Source organism: Bacillus sp. AFS088145 (assembly GCF_002564465.1).
GTDB lineage: Bacteria > Bacillota > Bacilli > Bacillales > Bacillaceae_G > Gottfriedia.
Genome location: NZ_NUUX01000015.1, coordinates 41476 through 66026, shown reverse-complemented (window position 1 = coordinate 66026; position 24551 = coordinate 41476). Strand labels below are relative to the sequence as shown.

Sequence of the window (24551 nt, the reverse complement as noted above, 5' to 3'; positions counted from 1 at the left end):
GTAAGTTTTGAACAAATTTGAAATTCAGCAAAGATTAGAAGAAATTGAAAAAATTAAGATCGAAATTTACCAACGAATGAATAAGGAAATCCCGGAAGACTTAATATTTTCAGAATATCATTTTAAAAAATTAATAAACGGTATAAGCGTAATCATCCCGACATACAAAGGTGAAAAAGTGATAAAAAAATGTATTGAATCATTAAAAAATCAAACTTTATCACCAAAATATTTTGAAGTGATCTTTATTATCAATGGAGAAAAAGATCTTACCGAAGAGATATTGATGAATTTCATTAAGGAACATCATATTAATCATTTCAATATTCTTCATTCAGAAGAAGCTAGTGTTTCAGCTGCTAGAAATATGGGAATTCAACAAGCATCAAAAAAATACATTACATTCTTGGATGACGATGATTACATTTCACCTAACTTTCTTGAAAGACTATTCGACCATGCTGATGAAGAATCTGTTGTCATTTCACAAGTTGTGGACGTAGATCTAGAAGGGAAAAGTAATCCTAATAATCCTGTTAACTCCCAAATTAAAAAAGCGTTAGATACGAAAGTTTATACTTATACTGATTTAAATAGTGTTTTAACAATGAATGCCTGTAAATTAATACCAACAAAGAAAGTAAAAACCCAACGCTACGAACTCGGTTTAAAAAGTGGAGAAGATGTAGTGTTTTTTACTAAATTATTTGCTTTGCATCATTTTCACTTAAAGATTGTACCATTAGAAGAGCAGGCAATTTATTATCGAGTTTTAAGAGATAATTCAGTTTCTAGACGTAAAAATTCATTTGAATTTAATGTAAAAGAACGTTTGGAAGTAATGAAACATCTTGATGTTTTACTAGGAGAAACGAATAGTCCTACCATTCAACAATTCATTAAAGGAAAAATTCACGCTCAATACGGATTTATAGACAGGTATATAAACAATAGCAATGAATTGAGAGAAAAAGTAGTTGAAGAAGTAAATAAACATTGTTTCGTCTATTTTCCTTATTTTAAGTTATACAATGGAGAGACGCGTTCTTTAATTATTTCTTATTGTTTTCCGCCATATGTTGATACAAGTGGAACTGTAATGGCTAAGCGTATTATCGAAAATAATGAAGTAGTTGATGTAATTTATAATAATATGTCGAAGGTAAGGGAAATTGATTATCGACAAAATGCAATGGTCGATGGTTTTATTAATAATCGCATGGAAATATCATCTACTAGTAGTTTTAAACAGTGGAAGTCAATGAAAGAATTTATTAACAAATCTCTTAAGGAAATAAAGTTAAAAGAAAGAAAAAACGGTACATATCATAAAATTTATAGCCGTGCACTTTGGCCAGCTTCACACTTTTTAGCATTTGAATATAAATTAAAAAATCCAAAGGTTAAATGGGTTGCAGAATTCTCAGATCCAATCTTATTAGATATTCATGGAAAAGAACGGAAGTCAGCAATTATTGATTTAGGGTTCTATAAAAAAGTAAATGCTCTTTTAAAGAAAAAAAAATTCCCACTAGCGTTTAATCATAATATGTTTTTTTGGTGTGAATACATCGCTTATGCATTTGCAGATGAAATTGTTTTTACAAATGAAAATCAGTTGAAATACATGTCAGAAATGTTCCCAATGAAAGAAATGAAAGAAGTCATTTTAAATAAAGCTAGAATTTGTAATCAACCGACATTACCGAAGCAATATTATCACGTTAAGGCAAGTAAATATAGAATTGATGAGAATAAAGTAAATCTAGGTTACTTTGGAGCGTTTTATCAAACGAGGAAATTAAATGAAATAATTGAAGGACTTAAATTAACGAAACCTGAATTAAGGGATAAAATTAAACTTCATGTTTTCACTTCAGATCCAAAGTCACTTGCAAATGAACTTTCGGGAGAAGTAATTGAAAAGCATATAAAAGTAAACCCATATGTTAACTTTTTAGAGTTTTTAAATTTTACAACAAAATTCGATTGTCTAATTGTTAATGATGCGTTTACGAAGGATTATAAAAATATTAATCCATACTTACCTTCTAAGTTGAGCGATTACAAAGGTAGTGGGAATAATATATGGGGAATTTTTGAAGAAGGCAGTATTCTAAGTAGATTTGAAACGAAATACAAATCAGAGATTGGCGATATTGAAGGTGCTACTAAAGTGTTTGAATCTTTAGTTACGGAGAAATTAATTCAACAATTCAACCAACTTGATGAAGCATTACCAAATGAGAAATTAATGTAAAAACGACAATAAACAAAGTTAATGATAATAATTTTGTAAAGGGTAGATTCTTCATGATTAAAAAGAGTTTTAATTTGCTAGGACCAATTCTAATCGGATTGGTCTGTAGCTATTTACTTGTTGTTTGGTCACATAATTATTTGTGGAAGAACAATGTGAATCTTTATCAGAATTGGATTATCACGGATTTTTTTAAATGGAACTTTGTGATTGTGTCAGTTGTTGTTTCAATACTAGTAATTGGACTTTCTGCTCTAGGCTTTAATGTTTGGTGGATTTTAATCACGATTGTAGGTTCAATTGGAATTTTTTCATATGCACTATCAGAAAAAATAAAATATACCGGAGAGCCTTTTCATCCAAGTGACTTATTTTTCCTACGTGACCCAATCGTTTTTTTACAATTTTCAAAGCTTCCATTTCTTCTCAAATGGGGAGGGCTAATTGGAATCATAACATTTCTTTTTTTAGGGACTTTCTTTGCCTATAAAAAATGGAGAAATGCTTCTGCAAGGAAAAATAGTCTACGTTTTTTACTAATCGTATTACTTGGAGTCTTTTTTACATTTGGTTCAAAAGAAGGCTATGCTTATTTTGTTAAAAACTCAAATGTACAATATATACCTTGGAATTACGAGACTAGTGTTGAAAGATATGGTATGTATCCAGCATTTTTAGTAACTTATGTAAATAGCAAACGTGGAGAACCTAATGTAACTAATAAAGTAAAAAATGAGGTCATTAAAGAAATCAATTCTTTAAAACCACTTTCTAAACCGAAACAATTACCAGATATTTTAGTGATTCAAAGTGAAGCATACAGTATGCTAGATGACATGAAATTAAAATGGAACACTGATCCAAATGCACCTCTTCGCTCTATAAATGAAGGTATTCATGGAACTCTAATAAGTAATACATTTGGAGGACGGACGGCTAACGAGGAGTTTGAAGTATTAACTAGTCTAAAATTAAAACGGAAATTCGAAGATCGGACACCATACCAAGAAGGAAAAATGGGGAATAGACTTTCACCAAGTTTCATTCATGATGTTAGACACTTCGGTATGGATACAATAGCCCTTCATCCATTTAAAACATCATTTTTCAAACGAAAAGAAGTTTATCCTAACATAGGATTTAATCGGTTCTTGTCAGAGGCAGATTTATCTTCTTGCCAAAAATTTGGTTCTTATTTATCAGACGAGTGTAGCTCGAAAAAAGCATTATCATTAATGAATAAAAAAGGGAGCCAATTTGTATTTTTTGTGACAATGCAAAATCATTTTGACTGGCGAAAAGGCCATTTTCCTGAAGAGAACATGAAAGTTAGTGGAGTACCGATGGATGAAGAGTTAAAAGGAAAAGTGGAGAGTTATGCAAGTGGTATTTATAAAAGCGGCAATTCTCTTGTTTCAGTATGGCAAGAAATAAAAAAACGTAAGAATCCTACAATTGTCCTTTTTTATGGTGACCATCGTCCAACATTTGGCGATAAAAAGGCAACATACGAGCATTGGGGAGCACCAGTGGAGAAGATTGAAGGAGAAGATTGGTATAATGAAACACCGATGTGGATTTGGAGTAATGACAAAAATACAATGGACAAGATTAGAAACTATTCGAAGCCATTTTTAGAAAAAGGAAATCTTAAATTAGAATCCTACGAAATTGCACCTCTTCTAATGAAAGTTCTAACAAACGATCAGATTGAACATTCATGGTATGATTGGGTACTTCAAAATCATTCAAATGATATTTGGGATTGGGTAATCTATGATCGAGTATATGGAGAAGGTATAACCTTTAATAGAAAGTAAAAACGGGGCCAAAAGGTCCCTTTTTTATTGGGTGAAAAACTGACTTATTTTTAGACTTTGGAAAGAAATCTTATTGCATTTTAAAAGTATTTACATAAATTGGTGGTTCTTGAAAAAAATACAAAAAGAGATAATTATACTTTAGGAGGTTTGAGATGAGGAAACTAGTTTTCTTAAAAGGTCCTTTAATATTACTAATAGTATTTTTTAGTTTCTTTTGTAATGTTCAACTTAACAGTGTAAATGCTTTTACAAGCCAAGTACTTCAAATGGGTGCTACAGGAGAAGATGTTATTGAATTACAGACTCGGTTAAAATACAACGGTTATTACACTAGCAAGGTCGATGGTGTGTTTGGGTACAACACATATTGGGCGGTTAGGAATTTCCAAAATAATTTCGGAATGCCTGTCGATGGGGTTGTTGGAGCTAAGACAAAAGCGATGCTCGTAAAAGCTACAAAATATGAAAAAGGTGAAAATGCAGGTGCTGGATCGAATGTTCCAAATGGTTATTCACAAAATGATATTCAGCTAATGGCTAATGCAGTTTATGGTGAATCACGTGGTGAACCGTATATCGGACAAGTAGCAGTTGCTGCAGTAATTCTGAATCGCGTTAGCAATTCATCGTTTCCAAACACTGTGTCAGGTGTTATTTTTGAGCCGGGTGCATTTACCGCTGTATCTGACGGACAAATCTATTTAACACCAAATGAGACGGCCAAAAAAGCTGTTTTAGATGCTGTAAATGGTTGGGATCCGAGTGAAAGTGCACTTTATTATTTTAATCCAGACACAGCGACAAGTGCTTGGATTTGGAGCAGACCACAAATAAAACAAATTGGTAGACATATATTTTGCCGATAAGAAAGGAGTGTTTTAAGTGATTAAGGAAGCTGCAATAGGTGTGTTAGCAATTGGACTTATCGGAACATCATATTGGGGTTATACAGAGCAAAAGGCTAAAAACGAAATCAATATCCAGGCAGAAAACAACTATCAACGGGCATTTCATGAACTAACTTATGAATTAGATTTATTACATGATAAAATTGGCGATACTTTAGCAATGAAATCAAAGTCATCTCTCTCTCCAGCGCTGGTTGAAGTATGGGGACTAACTTCTCAAGCTAGATCTAACGTAGGGCAACTTCCTTTGAGACTATTACCAGTTAATAAGACGGAAGAATTTCTAACAAATATTGGTGATTTTAGTTATCGAACTGCAGTAAGAGATTTAGATAAAGAACCTTTGACCCAAAATGAATACGCAACACTGCAAAAGTTATATGATAACTCTGCTGAAATTCAAGGGGAGATTAGAAAAGTTCAGCATATGGTATTTGAGAATAAATTACGTTGGATGGATGTAGAGCTTGCTTATGCAAAAGATCAAAATCCGAAAAATAACGTCATTATTGATGGATTCAAGTCAGTGGAAAGGAATGTAATGACCTATTCCGATGCCAATGCAGACCCATCACTGACAAATTATAAAGTAAACCGTGCTAGCCTTTCGAATGTAAAAGGCAAAAAAATAACGCCAGAGCAAGCGAAGGACATTGCGAAAAAGTTTCTTGAATTAAATAGTACCGCACAAATAAAAGTTAGTCTTACAGGTGAAAAATTAGAAGATCGGTATTATAGCTTAGAAATTAGGGAACCAAAAACAAATAGTGAAGTTTATATGGATATTACTGAAAAGGGAGGATATCCAGTCTGGGTTATTGATAGTCGTGATATTAAAGCGCAAAAAATCGATTTAAATCAAGCTTCAATTAACGGTCTGAAATTTTTAGAACGTAATAAATTCTCCAATATGGAACTAACAGAAAGCTCGCAATATGATACGATTGGTGTATTTACATACGTAACAAAACAGGACGGCGTAAGAATCTATCCAGAATCAGTTACGATGAAGATTGCTCTTGATGACGGAAGTATTGTAGGATTTTCAGCAAAAAATTATTTAGCAGCATATACAAAACGAACGATTCCAAAGCCGAAACGATCGGTTGAAGAAGCTAGAAATAGTATTAATTCAAACTTAAAAATAATGGAAGAGCGCCAAGCGATCATTTTAAATAAATTGAATCAAGAAGTACTTTGTTATGAATTTGTAGGAACACGAGGTAATGACACATATCAAATATTCGTGAATGCGGATACTGGTGTAGAAGAACAGATTAAAAAATTGAATGTCTTAGTCGAAAACTACGACTGAAGCCCATACTTTTTTAACGATGAGGACCTAAGTATGTAACTTAAGTCCTCTATGTAATTTTAAAGATTTTCCTAATATTAATGAAGATAAAAAAAGGAAATGGTTTGAGTTAGAACCATTTCCTTTTCATTTTTACTAGATTTAAAAATGGAAAACTAGCATTTCAGTTCAAAATACATGCATTATTTATTACAAATACGAGAGTTTTTTCAGATAGTTTAAATACAAAATCCTGCCAGTTAATTCTGACAAGTTATCATACTTTAGGCTTGTACAAAGCTTTATTTTAAGCGACTTTAGGAGTAGGAATTTATAGAGTTCAATTAGTGGAAAAATATTTTTTGTATTTGTCCTAATGTCCAAAACGGTGAATATATATTTCTTGAGATTAAAATTCTAGAGGGAGAGAGGTAAGGGATAGAGTCTGCTTGTAAGTAGAAGTTTAATTGCATTGTAAGCGTTTTCTTTAGAGAGAAAGGGGGATTAAATGAACATATTATTATGTTGTGCTGCCGGTATGTCTACAAGTTTATTAGTTACAAAAATGGAAGCTGCTGCAAAATCTGAAGGAATCGATGCAAGGATTTGGGCAGTGAGTGCTAATGATGTTAAAAATCATCTTGATCAAGCAGATGTATTACTTGTAGGTCCCCAAGTAAGGTATCTACTCCCACAATTAAAAAAAGAAGGTTTACAAAAAGGAATACCAGTTGATGCCATCAATCCGGTTCATTACGGGATGTGTAAAGGAGCAGAGGTCCTGAAATTTGCAATCGATTTAATAGGTTCATAATTTCATATAGGGGTGATTCGTGATGGCCAACTTTACTCAAATGTTAGAAGAGAAAGTAATGCCTGTTGCTGGTAAAATTGCAGGTCAAAAACACTTGCAAGCATTACGTGATGGAATTATTTTAACACTGCCTCTTATTATTGTCGGTTCGATTTTCTTAATCTTAGGCTTCTTACCGTTTGACGGATATCCAGATTTTATGGCAAAAACATTCGGTGCAGCTTGGCAAATAAAGCTGCTTTATCCTGTAAGTGCTTCATTTGATATAATGGCGCTCATTGCAGGATTTGGTATTGCATATCGACTCGCTGAACATTACAAAGTAGATGCATTGAATGCTGGTGCGATCTCGATTGCTTCATTTATTTTATCAACACCATACTTCACAATGTTTACGCCAGATGGGGCAACTGCTGCTATTAAAGTAGGCGGAGTACTCCCTATGGCATTTTTAGGAAGTAAGGGTCTGTTTGTTGCTATTATAATCGCGTTATTCTCAACTGAAATTTATAGATGGGTAATTCAAAGGAATTTTGTTATTAAGATGCCGGATGGTGTACCACCTAGTGTAAGTAAATCATTCGTTGCATTATTCCCTGCATTTCTAGTTATTCTTTTAGTATGGATTATTCGTTTATTAATTGAACATACACACTATGAAACTTTACACAATGTCGTTGGGGATCTATTACAAGATCCACTTAGTAGACTTGGTGGATCATTAGCTGGCGCGTTAATTGCTGTATTATTAATTCAATTATTATGGTCAGTTGGTTTACACGGTGCGGCAATTGTTGGTGGTGTAATGGGCCCAGTATGGTTAGCAGCAACTGATGCAAACCGTTTAGCACTTCAAGCTCATCATGCAATGCCAAATGTCGTTACACAACAATTCTTTGATATCTTCATCTACATGGGTGGTTCTGGTGCAACAATTTGTTTTGCACTTATGATGCTATTATTTGCAAAGAGTCAGCATGCAAAACAACTAGGAAGGCTATCGATTGGACCTGGTATTTTCAATATTAATGAACCAATTACGTTCGGTGCGCCTGTAGTAATGAATCCATTGCTTTTAGTTCCATTTATTCTAACGCCATTAGTACTTGTTGTAACCACATATATAGGAATGAAAACGGGATTTGCTCCAAAAACACATGGTATTGCAATTCCTTGGACGACTCCACCAATTATCGGCGGTTGGCTAGCAACTGGTGGTAACTGGAGAGGTTCTGCAATGCAATTGATTAATCTTGTTGTAGCATTCTTAATTTACTTCCCATTCTTTAGAATGTGGGATAAACAAAATTTACAAACTGAACAAGGCTCACCTAAATAAGAAATGCAAAGAGGGGCTTGCCCAGACTCCCCGCTAAGCGCTCGCTTTCTTCGTTGCTTCGTCTGATGAGGATGCTCATTACCGCTAATGGTAACTCCGCTCCTCATCAGACTGCGCGCCTCGAAAGATAAGCGCTTTCAATTAGTCTGGGTACTTAGAGTTTTGATTGTGCGTAAACACACTGGAAGCTTGCCTATAGGCAAGCTCTTGGTATTGTTTTCTTAAATTCTTGTAAGGGGTGTGATTCTAGTGACAAAAGAAGAATTGTACAACCTTTCCTTTCAGTTAATCTTGCATAGTGGAAATGCTAGAAGTCTTTCAATGGAGGGAATCTATGCAGCAAAAGAAAAAAATTTTGAGCTAGCTTTTGAGAAGCTTGCAGAGGCAGATCGCGAGTTTAGTCAAGCACATCGCTTTCAAACTCAATTGATTCAGGCAGAGGCTGGTGGAGAAGATTTTGATACGCCAATTCTATTAATTCATGCACAAGATCATTTAATGACAGCAATGACGCTCAAAGATTTAGCAAGGGAGATTATTGAACTGCGGCAAGAGGTAAGCAACCAATAAAAGGAGGTACATAGGATGAGTAAATCAATTAAAATTGCGACAATTGGTGGAGGCTCTAGTTATACTCCAGAGTTAGTAGAAGGTTTTATTAAGCGGTACAATGAGCTTCCATTGCGAGAGCTATGGCTTGTAGATGTAGAAGAAGGCAAAGAGAAATTAGAGATTGTTGGTCAATTAGCAAAACGAATGTTTCAAAAGGCAGGTCTTCCTGTAGAAGTTCATTTGACACTTGATCGAAAAGAGGCACTTAAAGACGCTGACTTTGTTACTACTCAATTCCGCGTTGGTTTGTTGGATGCAAGGGCAAAGGATGAAAGAATACCTTTAAAATATGGCGTACTTGGTCAGGAAACAAATGGACCAGGAGGGTTATTTAAAGGATTGCGAACAATTCCAGTAATTTTAGATATTGTAAAAGATATGAGGGATCTTTGTCCAAATGCGTGGTTAGTTAATTTTACGAATCCTGCTGGTATGGTTACTGAGGCGGTACTGCGTTATACAGACCATCGAAAAGTAGTTGGTTTATGTAATGTCCCAATCGGAATGGAAATGGGAATTGCTAAATTATTAAATGTCGCGCATTCTCGTGTACGGATTGATTTTGCTGGATTAAATCATATGGTTTATGGGTTAGATGTGTTTGTTGACGGTGAAAGTGTAAAAGATCAAGTTATTGAATTATTAACGAATCCGGAAAACTCTAGTTTTGTTAAGAATATTCAAGGATATGGATGGGAACCTGAGTTTCTTCGTGCTTTAAACGCACTTCCTTGTCCATATCATAACTATTATTATAAAACGCGTGAAATGGTTGAAAAGGATATTAAAAATGCCGAAACGGTAGGGACTCGTGCTGAAGTTGTTAAAAAATTAGAGGACGATCTTTTTGAACTTTATAAAGATCCAAATCTATCAATCAAACCACCTCAGCTCGAAAAACGAGGCGGGGCTTATTATAGTGATGCAGCGGTTCGCTTAATTTCTTCTATTTATAATGATAAAGGTGATATTCAACCAGTTAATACAATGAATAATGGTTCCATTGCTAGTATTCCTAATGATTCAGCAGTAGAGGTTAGCTGTGTCATCACAAAGGATGGGCCAAAACCAATCGTAATGGGGGATCTACCGGTATCTGTAAGAGGGCTCGTTCAACAAATCAAATCATTTGAAAGAGTGGCTTGTGAAGCAGCGGTAACTGGTGATTATGATCTGGCCATTCTAGCGTTAACGATTAACCCGTTAGTTGCATCAGATAAAGTTGCTAAGGAAATTGTTGATGAAATGCTAGAAGCACATAAAAAATATTTACCTCAATTTTTTAAAGAGGTGAAAGTTAAATGATTAAATTAATTGTGAATGCAGACGATTTTGGTTATTCAAGGGGAATTAATTATGGAATAATTGATGCACATAAAAATGGAGTTGTTAACTCAGCTACGATGATGATGAATATGCCTGGAGTAAGTCACGCTATAAATCTAGCAAAAGAAAATCCTAGCTTTCAAGTAGGGATCCATCTTGTTTTAACTTGTGGAAAGCCACTATTAAATAATGTGCCAACACTTGTTAATGAAAATGGTAATTTTAAAAGTAGACATGAGTTCTTTGAAGATAAAAATATATCGCTAGAAGAATTAGAAAGAGAATGGACTGCACAAATAGAAAAATTCTTAGAATCGGGATTAAAACCAACTCATTTTGATAGCCACCACCATGTTCATTCCATACCTGAGTTTTTACCGGTCGTACAGAAGTTAGCTCAAAAATATAATTTAAGTGCGAGACGCATTTCTGAAAATGCTTTACAAGGAGTCGCTCCTTTTACGGATGTTTTTCTTCATGATTTCTACGGGGAAGGCGTGACAGATGATTATTTTGAAAAGATATTAACACGGGTTCAGGACGGTCAATCTGTTGAAGTCATGTGTCATCCTGGTTATCTTGATCACGAGATACTAAATAATTCTTCTTATGCTAAAGATCGAGTAAAGGAGACGCTAATTTTATCTACTGTTAAACTACCAAAAGAGATTGATTTATTATAGGATAATATAATTACTAGCATAGAGTCTGAATTAGACTCTATGCTTTTTTTTGGTATATATATAATTAGAGTTTTATAATAATGGGAAAAAATGTAAGATGAAATAGGAGTAGTTTTACACTATAATGAATATTAATAATATTAAAATAATATTTAAGGAAAATACCTATGAAAATTGGAAAAATTATTAATTACCATCGAAAAAAACAACAGATGACACAAGAGCAACTCTGTGATGGAATTTGTTCAATTTCTCATTTAAGTAAGATTGAGAACAACTCAAAAGAGGTTAATATCGAAACTTTAAACTTATTGTGTATGAAGTTAGGTATATCAGTTGAAGATGAAAAAAATAAAGTTAATCATATTAAAATAAAACTACAGGAGTTCTATGACGCAATTGAACGACTGCATCATAAAAAAGCAAATACACTCTATCAAGACCTCACGGAATACAAGGAGTTCGTCCAGTATACGGAATTGCTTTATGTATATGAATTATACATGCTAAGGTATACTTTATTTTTAAATCAAGTCGATTTGGCAGAGCAATTAATTGAAAAAATAGGTCAAAATACGAAGATGTTTTCTGAGTTTGAACTATTTGTTTGGAATGTATTAAATGCAATTTTTAATCATAAAAGGAATAATTTTATTAAATCTTTAGACTTACTAGAAGACGTAAAAGATTTAAGGAAATTGTACCGGGATGACATAACTGAATATTATTATTTAAAATCCTTAATGCATTGTAGATTAGGACAATCTGCATTAGCGATCTTTTTCGGTAATAAGGCTCTAGAAGTTTTCAAAAAAAGGAATAATATTATTAGAATGTTAGATGTGAAAACAATTTTATCAATCCATTTAACTGAAACAGGTGAATATGAAAGAGCAGAAAATTTATTAAAAGAAATACTAGATGATGCAGAATTAATTCAAAACACAACAATTGAAGAAATGGCCTGGCATAATTTAGGTTTTTTATATGGTACTCAAAATTTTTCAGAAAAAGCGTTGGAGTGTTATTATAAATCACTTGCGTTAATAGAGAAATATACTGAGAGTTATTACCTTACATTAGGAAATATTGCTACTCATTTGCTAAAGCTACAAAAAAATGAACAAGTTATGAATATGTTAGAAAATGAACTAGAGTCATTTCAAGATACAACAAGATTAGAATATGTGAAATTACGAGTATTATATTTTGAAGCAAAAAATGAAGAGAAGGCACTAATTCGGTATTTAATGGCAGACGGCTTACCAATTATGGAGAAACACGGTAATCGAATGAAGGTTTATGAATACAGTGAACGAATTGCCGAGTATTACCAAAGACAAGGTGATCCACTTTTAGCTAATAAGTATTTACAAATCAGTTTACATCAAATGAAAAAGACACATAATACAGGAGTTCTCAGATGAAAAAGAAGATTAAACTTATCGCTCTTTCCCTAATTATTACTGTGCTGGTGAGTGTAGGAATAAATACTATTCAAAGTCATCATTCGTCAAACAATGAAATTTACGCATCCAATAAGAAGGAAGATGATCCAAAACCTCCAGGAAGTTGATGGGGAAAAACAAGAAACACAAGGTTAATTCATTTTCCTTGTGTTTCCTGTTTTTATTTGAATTAAGTACGCAAAGTGTTTGTGACAGATTTCTAACCAAAAAAATGGGATATCTCAAAAACATCGAGATATCCCTTATTTATTTATTTACAAACTTACTGGCTTACTAGTATCTTGTTGTCTACGTTGTTTTCTAGATTTTCTAAAATAAAGTAACTCATAAATAACAGGGATAACAATTAGTGTTAATAATGTTGAAACAGTTAATCCACCAATTACGACAACTGCAAGGCTTTGGGATACAAGGCTACCGGTTTCAGCTTTTTTGAATAGTAATGGTAGCATTGCACAAATTGTAGCAACAGCCGTCATAAGAATTGGTCGAATACGAGTTACTGCAGCATCGATAATTGCTTCACGAAGAATCATTTGTTTTTCTTTTTGTTTTACTCGATCTAGTAATACAATTGCGTTTGTCACGACAATTCCGATGAGCATCAGTGCTCCTAATAGTGCTGTTGGTTCAACGGATATACGACTTATCATTAATCCAAGCACAGCTCCAATCGCCGCTAAAGGTAAAGAACATAGTATAGCAATTGGTGCACGGAATGTTTTAAATGTAATAATCATGATTAGGAAAACTAATCCGATTGAGACAAGCATGATCATATATAAATCTGAGAAATCTTGTGATTGTTGTGCAAGGGCACCACCAATGTATACATTTACACCATCGGCAATTTTCATGCCTTTTGATTTTTTATCTCCAAAAACAACTTTATTTAAATCTGCATTAATTTTTGAAAGTTTATCTGGTTTTACTTCGGCAGATATACTTAAATACGGATCGCCATCTTTATGATATAGATTAGTAGACTTTTCTTCTACTTTTAATGTAGCTACTGATGATACTGGAATCATTCCAGTTTTAGTCAGTATCGGTACTGATTTTATATCCTCAGGAGTTTTAGGTTCTAATATTGGTTCAAGATAAACATCAGTTGGTTGTTGATCAATTGTAACTGTTCCAAGTGGAGTTCGATTCAACATAACAAATAACTGTTGCGATAGTTGCTCAGCATTACCTTTTGAAGGGTCAACCTCTAATGAATAAACAGTTTTTTTATCTTCCTCATTTGTTGTTACCTTCTTAACTCCATCAATATTTTTAATCTTATTTTTAATTTCACTTGCGGTATTCTCTAAATCATTTAAATTATTTCCGACAACATCGATCGTAATTTGAGTTTTAGAACCTCCAAATAAACTAGATGCCATCGTACTTAATTCTGCATCCGCATAGTTAGATTTTTGCGTATTGATTTTTTTTACGACTTGATCAGTAAGTTTTTTATCATCTAATGTAATTAAATAGACAGCTTGGGTAGAAGAGCGGACATCTCCATATTTTGCAGCATCAGCTGTACTGCCTAATTGAGTGTAAACTCCTTTTATACCTTTTTGTTTTAGAATATACTTTTCTAGTTTAAGAGTGTTTTCTTTTACTTTTTCGACTGGTGTATCACTTGGATACGTTAAAGTTGTTTGAACAAAGTCTGAAGAAGAATTATCTGTCGCACCTTTTGGCATAGCGAAATAAGTACCAATTGAGCCGACGAATAATAAAAATGAAACGACTACTATCACCCATTTATGATTCAATGACCAAGTGAGAACTTTTTTATATCGTACTGAAGGATTATGAGCTTTTAGTTTAGCCTTTTTAAGGAAGAATGCACTTAATAATGGAACGACCGTCAATGCGACAAATAATGAAGCTAATAAAGAGTAAGTAATGGTTAAAGCAAATGGAAGCATGAAATCTTTAAGCCCCGTGCTAATTATTCCTATTGGTAAAAATACAGCTACAGTCGTTAAAGTAGAGGCTGTGATTGCACTGCCGACTTCTTTCGTAGCGTCAATAATCATCTGAACTGAAAATTTCTCTGATTGAGTTTTTCTAAAAATATTCTCAATAACTACAATACTATCATCAACTAATCGTCCAACTGCTACTGCTACTCCACCGAGTGTTAAAACATTCAATGTAATGCCAGACTCTGCAAGTAAAAATAATGTTAAACATAGCGATAGCGGAATTGAAACAATGGTAATTAGTGTTGAACGCACATTTCTTAAGAATAACATGATGACAATCGTAGCAAATAATGCACCAAGTAAAACTTCCTTAATCATTGCATGTACAGAAGTTTTAACCATATCTGAGGTTGCGACCATGACATCTGAATTCATATTTTTATATTTTTTATTTAAGTGTTTAGTAGCTTCTCTTACATCTTTTGTAATACTAACTGCATTAGAATTACTATCCTTCGTGACGATTAATAATAATCCGTCTTTTCCGTTGATTCTTGTTAGATTGTTTGCTGGCTTTTTCACTTCAACAGTTGCGATATCAGCCAATTTAACATGATCAGCCACCATAAGGCTCTTTACTTTGTCTATATTGTCTAAATTCCCAACAACCTTAATATTACTAGTTTTATCATTTATAATACCTTCACCAACTGAAACTGCAGAATTTTGGCCGCGAATAATACCCATGACAGTTTCTAGTGATACTTTATTCTGTGCAAGCTTCGCATTATCGATTTTTACAGAAACAAAAGATTTTTCTGTACCGTATGTTTGAACGTCAGCTACGCCTTTGATGTCTTTGAAATATGGAATAACTTTTTTGTTTGCAAAATCAATATTATTCGGACTTAATCCATCCTCGAAAGTGATTGCAACATCTGCGATAGGGATCATAGAAGTGTTTAATTGAACAATTGTAGGTTTACTAACATTTTGAGGTAGTGTGACTTTATTTAAAGATTCTTGGACTTCTTGTTTAGCGTCCTTCATATTTGTTCCTGATTCAAAATATACATCAATTTTTGAAAAACCATTGCTTGTGCTTGAATAAATATGACTTTTACCCTTCACACCAGAGACAGAACTTTCAATCGGAGTAGTTACTTGATCCTCCATTGTTTTCGAATCAGTACCTTGGCCCATAACAATGACAGATACAATTGGTTGGTCTGCAGCAGGTAGGAATTCCATTGGAAGCTTTTTGTAACTTACTACTCCAATTAATAAAATGAGAACTGATAAAAAGGTAATGGCGGCCTTATTATTAAAGGCCCATTTTGTAAACCACGACATTCAAGTTTTCCTCCCTTATGGTAAAAATATCCAGTAATACACAAGTTGAATCGTAACACACTAATGTTGAAAATAATATACATTTTATTTAGAATTTACAAAATATTTAAAAGCAGAATTCGACATTTCAACAGTTAAAGAGATAAATGAATTAGTACATACTTTATTAAAATATGAGACAATTTGTCTTTTATACTTGTTTAATGAAATCCAGTTTTGTGATATTTTTAATGGTTAGTTGGAAAATTCTGAAATAATAGCACGCTTAAATCACATGTGGTAAGGTATTAACATCTAACAAACTAGAAATTTAATAGAACTCGAGGTGCCTTATTTTGATTAAACGTTTTTTTAGTTATTATCGTCCGCACAAAAAGCTATTCTATATAGACTTTTTCTGTGCAATATTAGTAGGGTTAATGGAGCTTGGATTTCCTTTAGCAGTATCTTGGTTTATTGATAAACTGCTTCCGGAAGGGAACTGGAGTAAAATTATCTCAATCAGTATCGGACTTTTAGTACTTTATTTAGTAAGTTCTGGTATGCAATTTGTTGTGAATTATTGGGGACATAAACTTGGTATTAATATTGAGACTGATATGCGTCGTGAGTTATTTAATCATGTTCAACGTCAATCTTTTCGTTTCTTTGATAATACGAAGACTGGTCATATAATGAGCCGTATTACAAATGATTTAATGGATATTGGTGAATTAGCACACCATGGTCCTGAGGATTTATTTATTGCAATTATGACCTTCATTGGAGCATTTTGGATTATGCTAGCAATTAATGTGAAGCTTGCATTAGTAGCAATTATAATCGTTCCATTTTTAGTATGGTTGATTTCATACTCAAACATGAAAATGAATAATTCATGGAGTAAAATGTATGGAAATATTGCGAATGTAAATGCGCAAGTTGAAGATAGTGTTTCAGGCGTAAGGGTAGTTCAATCTTTTACGAATGAGCAATATGAAATGAAACGATTTAATAAAAATAACCAATACTTCCGTAAAACGAAACTAAAAGCTTATAAAGTAATGAGCGTGAATTTATTAGGAATCTATGTATCTACTCGATTAATGACACTTGTTATTCTAGTTTTTGGAGCTTGGTTAAGTTTTACGAAAATTTTAACGTATGGAGAATTAGTAGCGTTTATATTATATTTAAACATTTTATTTAAACCGATTGATAAGATTAGTGCTTTACTTGAATTATATCCAAAGGGTATGGCGGGTTTTAAACGTTTTACTGAATTGATTGACAATGAGCCAGACATTGTAAATACACCTGATGCAATTGAAGTAATTAATCTAAGAGGGGATATTAAGTTCAAAAATGTCTCTTTCGGTTACGAAAACAAACGTAGAATCTTAAATGATCTTTCCTTCTCTATTGAGGCTGGTAAAACAATTGCCTTTGTAGGTCCTTCGGGAGCTGGGAAAACAACAATCTGTTCATTAATTCCAAGATTTTATGATGTTTTAAACGGTGCGATCACAATTGATGGAATTGATATTCGCAACATGACGAAAGAATCATTGCGATCAAATATCGGAATTGTACAACAGGATGTCTTTTTATTTACAGGTACATTAAAAGAAAATATAGCTTACGGTAAGTTAAATGCAACCGATGAAGAAATAGAAGAAGCTGCTAGAAAAGCCCATTTAACTGATTTAATTGCTTCATTGCCTGATGGTTATGAAACTCAAATTGGAGAAAGAGGATTAAAGCTTTCAGGAGGACAAAAACAACGATTAGCAATTGCTAGAATGTTTTTGAAAAATCCACCAATCCTAATATTAGATGAAGCTACCTCAGCATTAGATACAGAGACAGAAGCAATTATTCAAGAGGCATTAAATGATTTATCAAAAGATCGAACAACATTAGTTATTGCCCATCGATTAGGCACAATTAAAAAAGCGGATCGAATTTTAGTCATTACTGAAGAAGGAATTGCTGAAGATGGTACGCATACAGAACTGCTATCACAGGAAGATGGGATCTTTGCTAGACTTCATGCTCATCAAATTTAACACACTAAACATTTTTAAGAAGGTGTTTTGTATTGATTGAAAACTTTACTGGTAAAGCAGATCTATATTCTAAGTTTCGCCCAAGTTATCCGAATGAATATATCAATTATTTACTCTCAGAAAATCATTTAAGTGAGGGGAGTGTTATTGCAGACATTGGTTCAGGTACGGGTATTTTGACGAAACTTTTACTTGAAAAAAAGTTAACTGTTATAGCAATTGAACCAAATGATGATATGCGAGGGATCTCTGAGAAGAGTTTGAAGGTATACGATCAATATAAATCAATTAATGCAACAGCTGAAAATACTTCATTAAAAAATAATAGTGTTGATTTAATAACGGTAGCGCAAGCATTTCATTGGTTTGATAAAGAAAAATTCCGGTTAGAATGCAAACGGATCCTAAAAGAGAATGCAAAAGTATCTCTAGTTTGGAATAGTAAAGATTTATTAAGTCCAATAATGATTGAATTGCAGAAGGTATGCAAAGAAACTTGTCCTAAGTTTAAAGGGTTTAGTGGTGGAATAGAAGATACGCCCGATGTTACTAACCAATTTTTTAAAAATGGGATTTATGAAACAAAGGTTTATAGAAATGATTTGGAAATGGATTTAGAAGGATTTCTAGGTAGAAACTTATCTTCTTCTTTTTCTCCGTTAAGTGGGGACAAAGAATTTGAACCATATAAAACTACACTTACAAATTTATTTTATATGAAAAGTTTAAATGGTAAAATCATTTATTATTTTCAAGTTTGTTTCTTAATTTTTCAATGCTGCAAAAAGTGAATTTAGAGAAAAAGCGATTGATAACTTAATTCAATCGAACGATTATTTTGAGGTGCTTCAATATTGTAAATCTCATATTTCTTCAATTAAAAAACTTTATCCGCATTTAGTAGAAGAATATTTGGAAGAAACAAGAGAAATCTATGCAAAACTAATTGAAGTAGAAGCAGGACAAGCAACTGAACGGAAAATGTATAAAAAAGTTTGTAAAACAATCGTAGAGTTTAATAAAATTTTTGGTAGCCAATACGCTCAGAATATTATTAGTGACTTTAAACAAAAATACGTTAAAAAACCAGCATTTATTGATGAATTAGGTAAATTAAAATAAATGGTTAAAAAAAGAAGGTCAATCCATAAATTAAATTAATGGACTGACCTTCTTTAAAAATGTTTTGTTTATGAAAGTAAAAAGAGCGGCGGAAAGACAAGCTGTTGCAATCAGTCTGATAATTTTGTGCTTTGACTACATACTGAGAGTATCAAATTAGATGCTTTTTTATTATTGGAAAAATAGCGGTGTTTATTTTCCCACATAGACAATTTTCGTCCCGTTCACGTGTCGATCCATTTCGTACGTCTTAGTGGACTTTGGATAATTAACTTGAATTTTCTTATTATTTATCCAATTTATTTGAAATAAATCGTCTGAAACAAATGTATTTCCTGATTTATTCGCTAGCTTCTGATCCGAATCCATTATCGATAAGTGATACGAAAATCCAGTTGTAGCACCGCAATCTCTTTGGAAAATATAAGCTACCTTATCACCTTTAGGAGAAACTTCCCTATGGGTAATTTCGTTTCCACACATATCTCCAAATAAATAATCTAAAGTATAATAGCCAGCTAAAGATATTACTGTTATGACCACTGCAATGATTGAAAATATTTTTATACTTTTTATCAATTTGTTCTTCATTATTTCTCCGTCTTATAAATCTATAAGATATTCTATAATTTAGAAAAGGTCTGATTTTTTTATGATAGCACTAAATCCCATCGTTCCTCAATTAACTCAGATCCAGTCCATTCGAAGTTAGGCTTCTCTTCAGTTAAAGTAAAGTTATATTTTTTATAAAGATAACGTGCGGTCTCTAATGTGCTTACAGTCCATAAAAATACATGTTCGAATTGATTGTCCTTACAGAAGTTGAGTGCTGTTTCGATTAGCTTTTTACCGATACCTAAACCTTGGTATTTTTCATCTAATACAAACCATCTAAGCTGTGCTACTGACTCATTTGTCTTCGTAATAGCAATTGATCCGACGATATCTCCATTTACTTCTGCGACCCATAGTTCTCCTCCGTTAGGATTCAATAAAAATTCGCTTAATCCTTTCATTACATAATATTCAAATACACGTCCAAATTGGTAGGTTGTACTATAAATCTTTCCATGAATATATGAGACATACCCAAGATCGCCAGGTTTAAATGGTCGAATTGATATTTCAGGAATAGGTGCCTGAGTTAATGAGAAAATGGTTTCAATTGTTTCCATTGATTTTACTAGCTCTTTTACTTCAGGAGTAGAAAGGCTTTGAATCATACTTTTTACTCCAATGTTCGCATCATTAACCAATTTATTATAGATTTCGTTTCCTTTTGCTGTTAAATGAAGAGTATATTGACGTTTATCTTCAGGAGATTGGATTTTTGAAATGATGTTTTCGTCATCGAATCGTTGAATAATACGGCTTAAATAACCACGATCAATGCCGAGTTTTTCGATAATATCTGTGGCAGTACATCCGTGGTTTTCGTTGATTTCTGTTATGATTCTGGCTTCGGTTAATGGAAAAGGGTGATTATAGATTTCTTGATCAATTTTTCCCAATACATTAGCATAATGTCTGTTAAATTTGCGTATTTTTTCTACATAATTCATATTTTCCCCACCTTTAATATTCTGAAATTTTAGATTACTAATAATATAAATGAAAAAAGTTGACTAAGTCAACTTTTTTGAAGCTGATAAAAGTGTAAATGGTGAAAATTGTACTAGAATATTCAATAATTTGGATAAGTAATTTATAAAAATGGGAATATAATTAAAAAGTGGTTAAAAATAAGTTAAAAGTAAATTAAATAGGGGGAAAAAATGGAACTATCTTTGTTATTAGAGTACGGTTGGGTATTAATTATTCTAATTTTATTAGAAGGTTTATTATCGGCCGATAATGCACTAGTACTTGCTGTTATGGCAAAACATTTACCTGAGGAACAACAAAAGAAAGCGATCAATATTGGTTTACTTTTAGCTTTTATTTTTCGAATCGGTGCCATTTTTATTATTTCATTTCTTTTTAATGTATGGCAGGTTCAAGCAATCGGAGCGGCTTATTTAATTTTCATCGCATTAAAGCATTTATTTAAAAAGCATGATGATGATAAAGGAAAAAAAGGAAAAAGCTTTGGTTTGACAGTTGCTCAAATATCATTAGCAGACATTGCATTTGCAATTGATTCTATTTTAGCAGCAGTAGCGCTAGTAATTGATCTGCCTAATTCAAAAATGGGTAATATAGGTGGCATGGATGGTGCGAAATTTATAATCATTGTTATTGGAGCAATTGCAGGTTTAATCGTCATTCGTTTTGCGGCAGGTATTTTTGTTAAATTACTGACAACACGTCCTAGATTAGAAACAGCAGCTATGCTTTTAGTTGGATGGGTAGGGGTTAAACTACTAATGCATACTTTGGCACATCCTTCTCTACACATTGTTTCACATCATTTCGTTGAAGGACCAATCTGGAATACGATTTTCTGGTCAGTCATGCTATTAATCGCTTTAGGTGGTTGGTTTCTCTCTAAAGAGAAATCAACAGATACTAATGTAGAATAAATGATAAATAATAGAAAAATCGCTTAGTTTGTAGCACTAAGCGATTTTTTTAGTTTTTACTATTTAACCAACATAATAAAATCATGCAGTTTATCTAGCGACATAATATTTTGATTACATATTTGGCTATCTTTGCAAATGTAATTTCCTCTTTGTGTAAAAGTACCTTCAATTTTTCCTTTTGTTTTTGTCATGAATAATCCTAAGTCACCGTATTTATTACATATTGTACAGTTGCCTCTTTTTTTCATAGGATTAAAAGTACCTTGTAAACCAATTAGTTTGTCATTTAAATAGGTGACAATAAACTTTGAATTAGAGCCTAAGTCATCCCATCCAATATATGTTGTCTCAACTAAATCGATATTTTGTAATAAGGGAAGCTTTAATTTTTTTGCTTTAGGAAATAGCTTTTTGATGGATTGTTCTGATACTTCTTTAAAAGGTATTATATAAGGCTTTAGTTTGTTCAGTAAAACATCTGCTTGATCAGAATTTTTAATTGTGCTAATTGGACTGAAGAGTATATGTTGATCTTCAGTTAGTTCAGGAAATAAACTTAGAATTTTATCATTAACTAGTGAATGTAAAGCATTTAACACAGTTTTATCATTTACTGTAGAATGTCCATTTGTTAAGACTTGAAGTTGATGTCTAATAAAATTATATTGTTCTGTTCTAATAAAAGGGTTCATTTATATCACTCCTAATTTGAAAGGAAAGTTTGATTTATAACTCAACATCTTTAATTTACATCAAAAAAGTGAATTTATATATGTTGAGTTTATGTAAGAAACAAAGTTGCCATAAAAAACGTGATGAGGTAACCAGTGTTTTTTCAGGTGTTGAAATATAAAATTGTCAAACGTATATTAAGAGAATCTTATTGAATTCATTTTTTGATGTTCTAATATTGATTTTAATGTTAACATGTTTAAGCGGTTTTATCATAGCAACAAACTCTAGTAATTGTCTCTTCTTAAGAAGTTAAAAATATATACTGATTAACAAGCTGTGATGATACTTTAAGTAAAGGATATAAGATTAGGTTTTTAGTGTAATCATTTTTTTGATGAATAAGTTGATTGGAACGAAAGGGGTGCTCGACTCCTNNCTCCTATGGGATAAGCGGGAAGGCTAAAGACCCCAAAGGCTTGCCGAAGAGGCTCTGGTCTCGCTCCATGGAAAGCGAGCATCCTGTAGTGGAAATCAACCTCACTAAACTCCTTTTACGAAACTTTTGTAATTAATTGATAAGGATGTTTTTCAACTGCGTGAAAAAACACTGATGAGGTTATCAGTGTTTTTTATTTATTTAGTATATACAATTTTTTTTATCGTTTCGATGGAGAGAAAATATTCTTTTGCTAATTGCTCAATTGATTGACCATTTTTAAATGCTTCTTTAATTGCTTTATTTCTATTATCAATTAGCTTTCTTGTACCTGAACGTGAGCCCCATTTTTTGTGAACTTTTTCAGATTTTGGAATATAAAGTGTTTCTCCCTGTACGTATTTTTGTATTTCCAATAATAACTTTTCAGGTAAAATAGCAGTTGCTTTTATATATGCCATCTTTGCAGCCCCTTATTCTTAATTAGTAAATAAGGTGCAAAGCCTTTGAATCAGAACTGCTTACTTGGGCGATTAGTGAAACCTACCCATGCAAAGTATCGCCTTTCTAAATCTAGGCTTTGCATGGGATGTTGATTTATCTGACAAACTAACAGTATTTGTCATAATAGATCACCTCCTAAAGAAATCATGAAAACTTTTTATTTATTATAAATTATATCTGTTCAGATTGCATTTGTTACTTATGAATAATATGAAAAAGGAATAGAAAGCCTTTTTGTGGATTGTTCCTATTCCTTTTCATTATTTATTTAACTGAAATAATATGTGTTTAATAATCTCACTGGATGAACTTGATAGTCCATGTTCTCGCGAATAAATAGCCCATATATCCTGATAGATGTAATTCGTTTCATCAGTATATGTAATCGGTATTACCTTGAGTTCATCATTACGAAATGTTGGGTAGTTTTTTACCGTAAACTCATGAATAAAAGAAAAACCAGCACTTTCCTTTACAACGTTTAATAGTAGTCTAGGATTATTTGTAGTTAAGATAACATGATTAGTAATACATTTTGAAAACTTTTTAACTATCCCATTTTTTGTATTTTTTAATATTACTATTTTCTCATTATTTAAATCTGCAGGTGTTACATATTCATAATTGAATAATTTAGAATTCTTTCCAACTACTATACCTACTCTAGCTCTACTGATTAACTTTTTACCCAATTTTGGATATTTATCTAATTCTTCTTTCTCTATTGGTAGGAAACCAACATCGTAACGATCTGGATTAAAACTTTTTAGTAACTGTTCTTGAAGCATTTCCTCTACGTCAATGGAGATTTGAGGATTTTCTAAATTGAAGTTTGTTACTGCTTCTTGAAAAATATCAAAAAATGCTGTTGCTGCAACGATTTTTAACTGTTTTTCCTTTTTAATATTTAAGTTAAAAAGTTCCTCGTTTAATTGCTTAATATTCGATAATATATTTATTGCTTTCATTATTACAATATTTCCTTCAGGTGTAGGAGTAGTTCCTATCCTTGAACGATTAAATATTGTTATATTTAATTCTCTTTCTAGTTGTGAAATAGATTGGCTTATAGCTGATGTAGAGATATATAACCTTTCGGCAGCTTTAGATATTGATTTTTCATTTGCTACATAAACAATATACTCTAATTGTTCGAAATTCATAGTAATCTCCTAATAATAAAAAATTCTAATACATGTAGTAATTTAAGAACATAAAAACTTAAAAGATCGTGGACATCGTTGGTTAAAATTTAGTAATTTCATTAATTTGAGGAGCTAATAAAATTATATTGTGGATGCAGTATGAAGGAACACTTAAGATAAGAAAACAGTTTAATGATACACCTTTTTTACTGGAAAATCTTGTGCATAGTTAAATTTATATTATTAAAATAATTCTTGGATTTTGTAAAAAATCTCTTTTTACTAAA

The 24551-nt window shown here is 32.4% G+C and carries 21 protein-coding genes; 15 read left to right on the top strand and 6 right to left on the bottom strand.

The window, feature by feature from the left end; genetic code table 11:
- Nucleotides 1-7: 7 nt before the first annotated feature.
- The 11 genes from COI44_RS11385 (at nt 8) to COI44_RS24150 (ending at nt 12635) form a co-directional block, all read left to right on the top strand.
- A complete protein-coding gene (locus COI44_RS11385; RefSeq protein ID WP_098428054.1) occupies nt 8-2260 on the top strand; it encodes a glycosyltransferase in 2253 nt (750 codons plus the stop codon).
- 53 nt (nt 2261-2313) lie between these two features.
- Entirely contained in the window at nt 2314-4080 is a 1767-nt protein-coding gene (locus COI44_RS11380; RefSeq protein WP_098428053.1) for an LTA synthase family protein, read from the top strand.
- A 155-nt stretch (nt 4081-4235) separates the two neighbouring features.
- The gene (sleB, locus tag COI44_RS11375) at nt 4236-4949 is read left to right on the top strand and encodes a spore cortex-lytic enzyme (RefSeq protein ID WP_098428052.1); all 714 of its coding nucleotides are present in this window, start codon (nt 4236-4238) and stop codon (nt 4947-4949) included.
- Between the two features lie 16 nt (nt 4950-4965).
- Nucleotides 4966-6306, top strand: coding sequence for a germination protein YpeB (gene ypeB / locus COI44_RS11370; RefSeq protein WP_098428051.1), 1341 nt, complete (start codon nt 4966-4968; stop codon nt 6304-6306).
- A gap of 487 nt (nt 6307-6793) precedes the next feature.
- A complete protein-coding gene (locus tag COI44_RS11365) occupies nt 6794-7099 on the top strand; it encodes a PTS sugar transporter subunit IIB (RefSeq protein ID WP_069035316.1) in 306 nt (101 codons plus the stop codon).
- Between the two features lie 22 nt (nt 7100-7121).
- A complete protein-coding gene (celB, locus tag COI44_RS11360) occupies nt 7122-8438 on the top strand; it encodes a PTS cellobiose transporter subunit IIC (protein WP_098428050.1) in 1317 nt (438 codons plus the stop codon).
- A 249-nt stretch (nt 8439-8687) separates the two neighbouring features.
- The gene (locus tag COI44_RS11355) at nt 8688-9008 is read left to right on the top strand and encodes a PTS sugar transporter subunit IIA (protein ID WP_098233187.1); all 321 of its coding nucleotides are present in this window, start codon (nt 8688-8690) and stop codon (nt 9006-9008) included.
- Between the two features lie 15 nt (nt 9009-9023).
- Complete coding sequence (locus COI44_RS11350) at nt 9024-10355, top strand: 6-phospho-beta-glucosidase (RefSeq protein ID WP_098428049.1); 1332 nt, start codon at nt 9024-9026, stop codon at nt 10353-10355.
- Nucleotides 10352-11059 (top strand): chitin disaccharide deacetylase, encoded by a 708-nt coding sequence (gene chbG, locus COI44_RS11345; RefSeq protein WP_098428048.1) that lies wholly within the window; start codon nt 10352-10354, stop codon nt 11057-11059. Before COI44_RS11350 ends, chbG begins: the two co-directional genes overlap by 4 nt.
- Nucleotides 11060-11226: 167 nt before the next feature.
- Nucleotides 11227-12486 carry a helix-turn-helix domain-containing protein gene (locus COI44_RS11340; RefSeq protein ID WP_098428047.1) on the top strand — a complete coding sequence of 420 codons (1260 nt, stop codon included), beginning with the start codon at nt 11227-11229 and terminating at the stop codon, nt 12484-12486.
- The gene (locus COI44_RS24150; RefSeq protein ID WP_176547310.1) at nt 12483-12635 is read left to right on the top strand and encodes a hypothetical protein; all 153 of its coding nucleotides are present in this window, start codon (nt 12483-12485) and stop codon (nt 12633-12635) included. The genes COI44_RS11340 and COI44_RS24150 overlap by 4 nt, the downstream gene beginning before the upstream one ends.
- Nucleotides 12636-12782: 147 nt before the next feature.
- Here the strand turns inward: COI44_RS24150 and COI44_RS11335 are convergent, their stop codons facing one another.
- Nucleotides 12783-15809, bottom strand: a complete 3027-nt coding sequence (locus tag COI44_RS11335; protein ID WP_098428046.1) for an efflux RND transporter permease subunit — start codon at nt 15807-15809, stop codon at nt 12783-12785.
- Nucleotides 15810-16144: 335 nt separating this feature from the next.
- Here COI44_RS11335 and COI44_RS11330 point away from each other — a divergent pair, with 335 nt between their 5' ends.
- The 3 genes from COI44_RS11330 (at nt 16145) to COI44_RS11320 (ending at nt 18979) form a co-directional block, all read left to right on the top strand.
- A complete protein-coding gene (locus COI44_RS11330; protein ID WP_098428045.1) occupies nt 16145-17857 on the top strand; it encodes an ABC transporter ATP-binding protein in 1713 nt (570 codons plus the stop codon).
- Nucleotides 17858-17889: 32 nt separating this feature from the next.
- Nucleotides 17890-18648: a class I SAM-dependent methyltransferase gene (locus tag COI44_RS11325; protein WP_098428044.1), complete on the top strand. Its 759-nt coding sequence runs from the start codon at nt 17890-17892 to the stop codon at nt 18646-18648.
- Between the two features lie 121 nt (nt 18649-18769).
- Nucleotides 18770-18979 (top strand): hypothetical protein, encoded by a 210-nt coding sequence (locus COI44_RS11320; RefSeq protein ID WP_098428043.1) that lies wholly within the window; start codon nt 18770-18772, stop codon nt 18977-18979.
- Nucleotides 18980-19171: 192 nt separating this feature from the next.
- On the opposite strand, the gene COI44_RS11315 is transcribed toward COI44_RS11320, so the two are convergent.
- Both COI44_RS11315 and COI44_RS11310 read right to left on the bottom strand, forming a co-directional pair.
- Nucleotides 19172-19570 (bottom strand): DUF5412 family protein, encoded by a 399-nt coding sequence (locus tag COI44_RS11315; protein WP_179887091.1) that lies wholly within the window; start codon nt 19568-19570, stop codon nt 19172-19174.
- A 59-nt stretch (nt 19571-19629) separates the two neighbouring features.
- Nucleotides 19630-20541, bottom strand: coding sequence for a bifunctional helix-turn-helix transcriptional regulator/GNAT family N-acetyltransferase (locus COI44_RS11310; RefSeq protein WP_098428042.1), 912 nt, complete (start codon nt 20539-20541; stop codon nt 19630-19632).
- A 213-nt stretch (nt 20542-20754) separates the two neighbouring features.
- On the opposite strand from COI44_RS11310, the gene COI44_RS11305 reads away from it, so the two are divergent.
- Nucleotides 20755-21501: a TerC family protein gene (locus COI44_RS11305; protein ID WP_098428041.1), complete on the top strand. Its 747-nt coding sequence runs from the start codon at nt 20755-20757 to the stop codon at nt 21499-21501.
- A 59-nt stretch (nt 21502-21560) separates the two neighbouring features.
- Here COI44_RS11305 and COI44_RS11300 read toward each other — a convergent pair whose 3' ends face one another.
- From COI44_RS11300 to COI44_RS11290, 3 genes are all read right to left on the bottom strand, one after another.
- Complete coding sequence (locus COI44_RS11300) at nt 21561-22196, bottom strand: FusB/FusC family EF-G-binding protein (protein WP_098428040.1); 636 nt, start codon at nt 22194-22196, stop codon at nt 21561-21563.
- A gap of 616 nt (nt 22197-22812) precedes the next feature.
- Complete coding sequence (locus tag COI44_RS11295; protein WP_098428039.1) at nt 22813-23076, bottom strand: CD3324 family protein; 264 nt, start codon at nt 23074-23076, stop codon at nt 22813-22815.
- A 303-nt stretch (nt 23077-23379) separates the two neighbouring features.
- Nucleotides 23380-24282, bottom strand: a complete 903-nt coding sequence (locus COI44_RS11290) for a LysR family transcriptional regulator (protein WP_098428038.1) — start codon at nt 24280-24282, stop codon at nt 23380-23382.
- Nucleotides 24283-24551 lie beyond the last annotated feature (269 nt).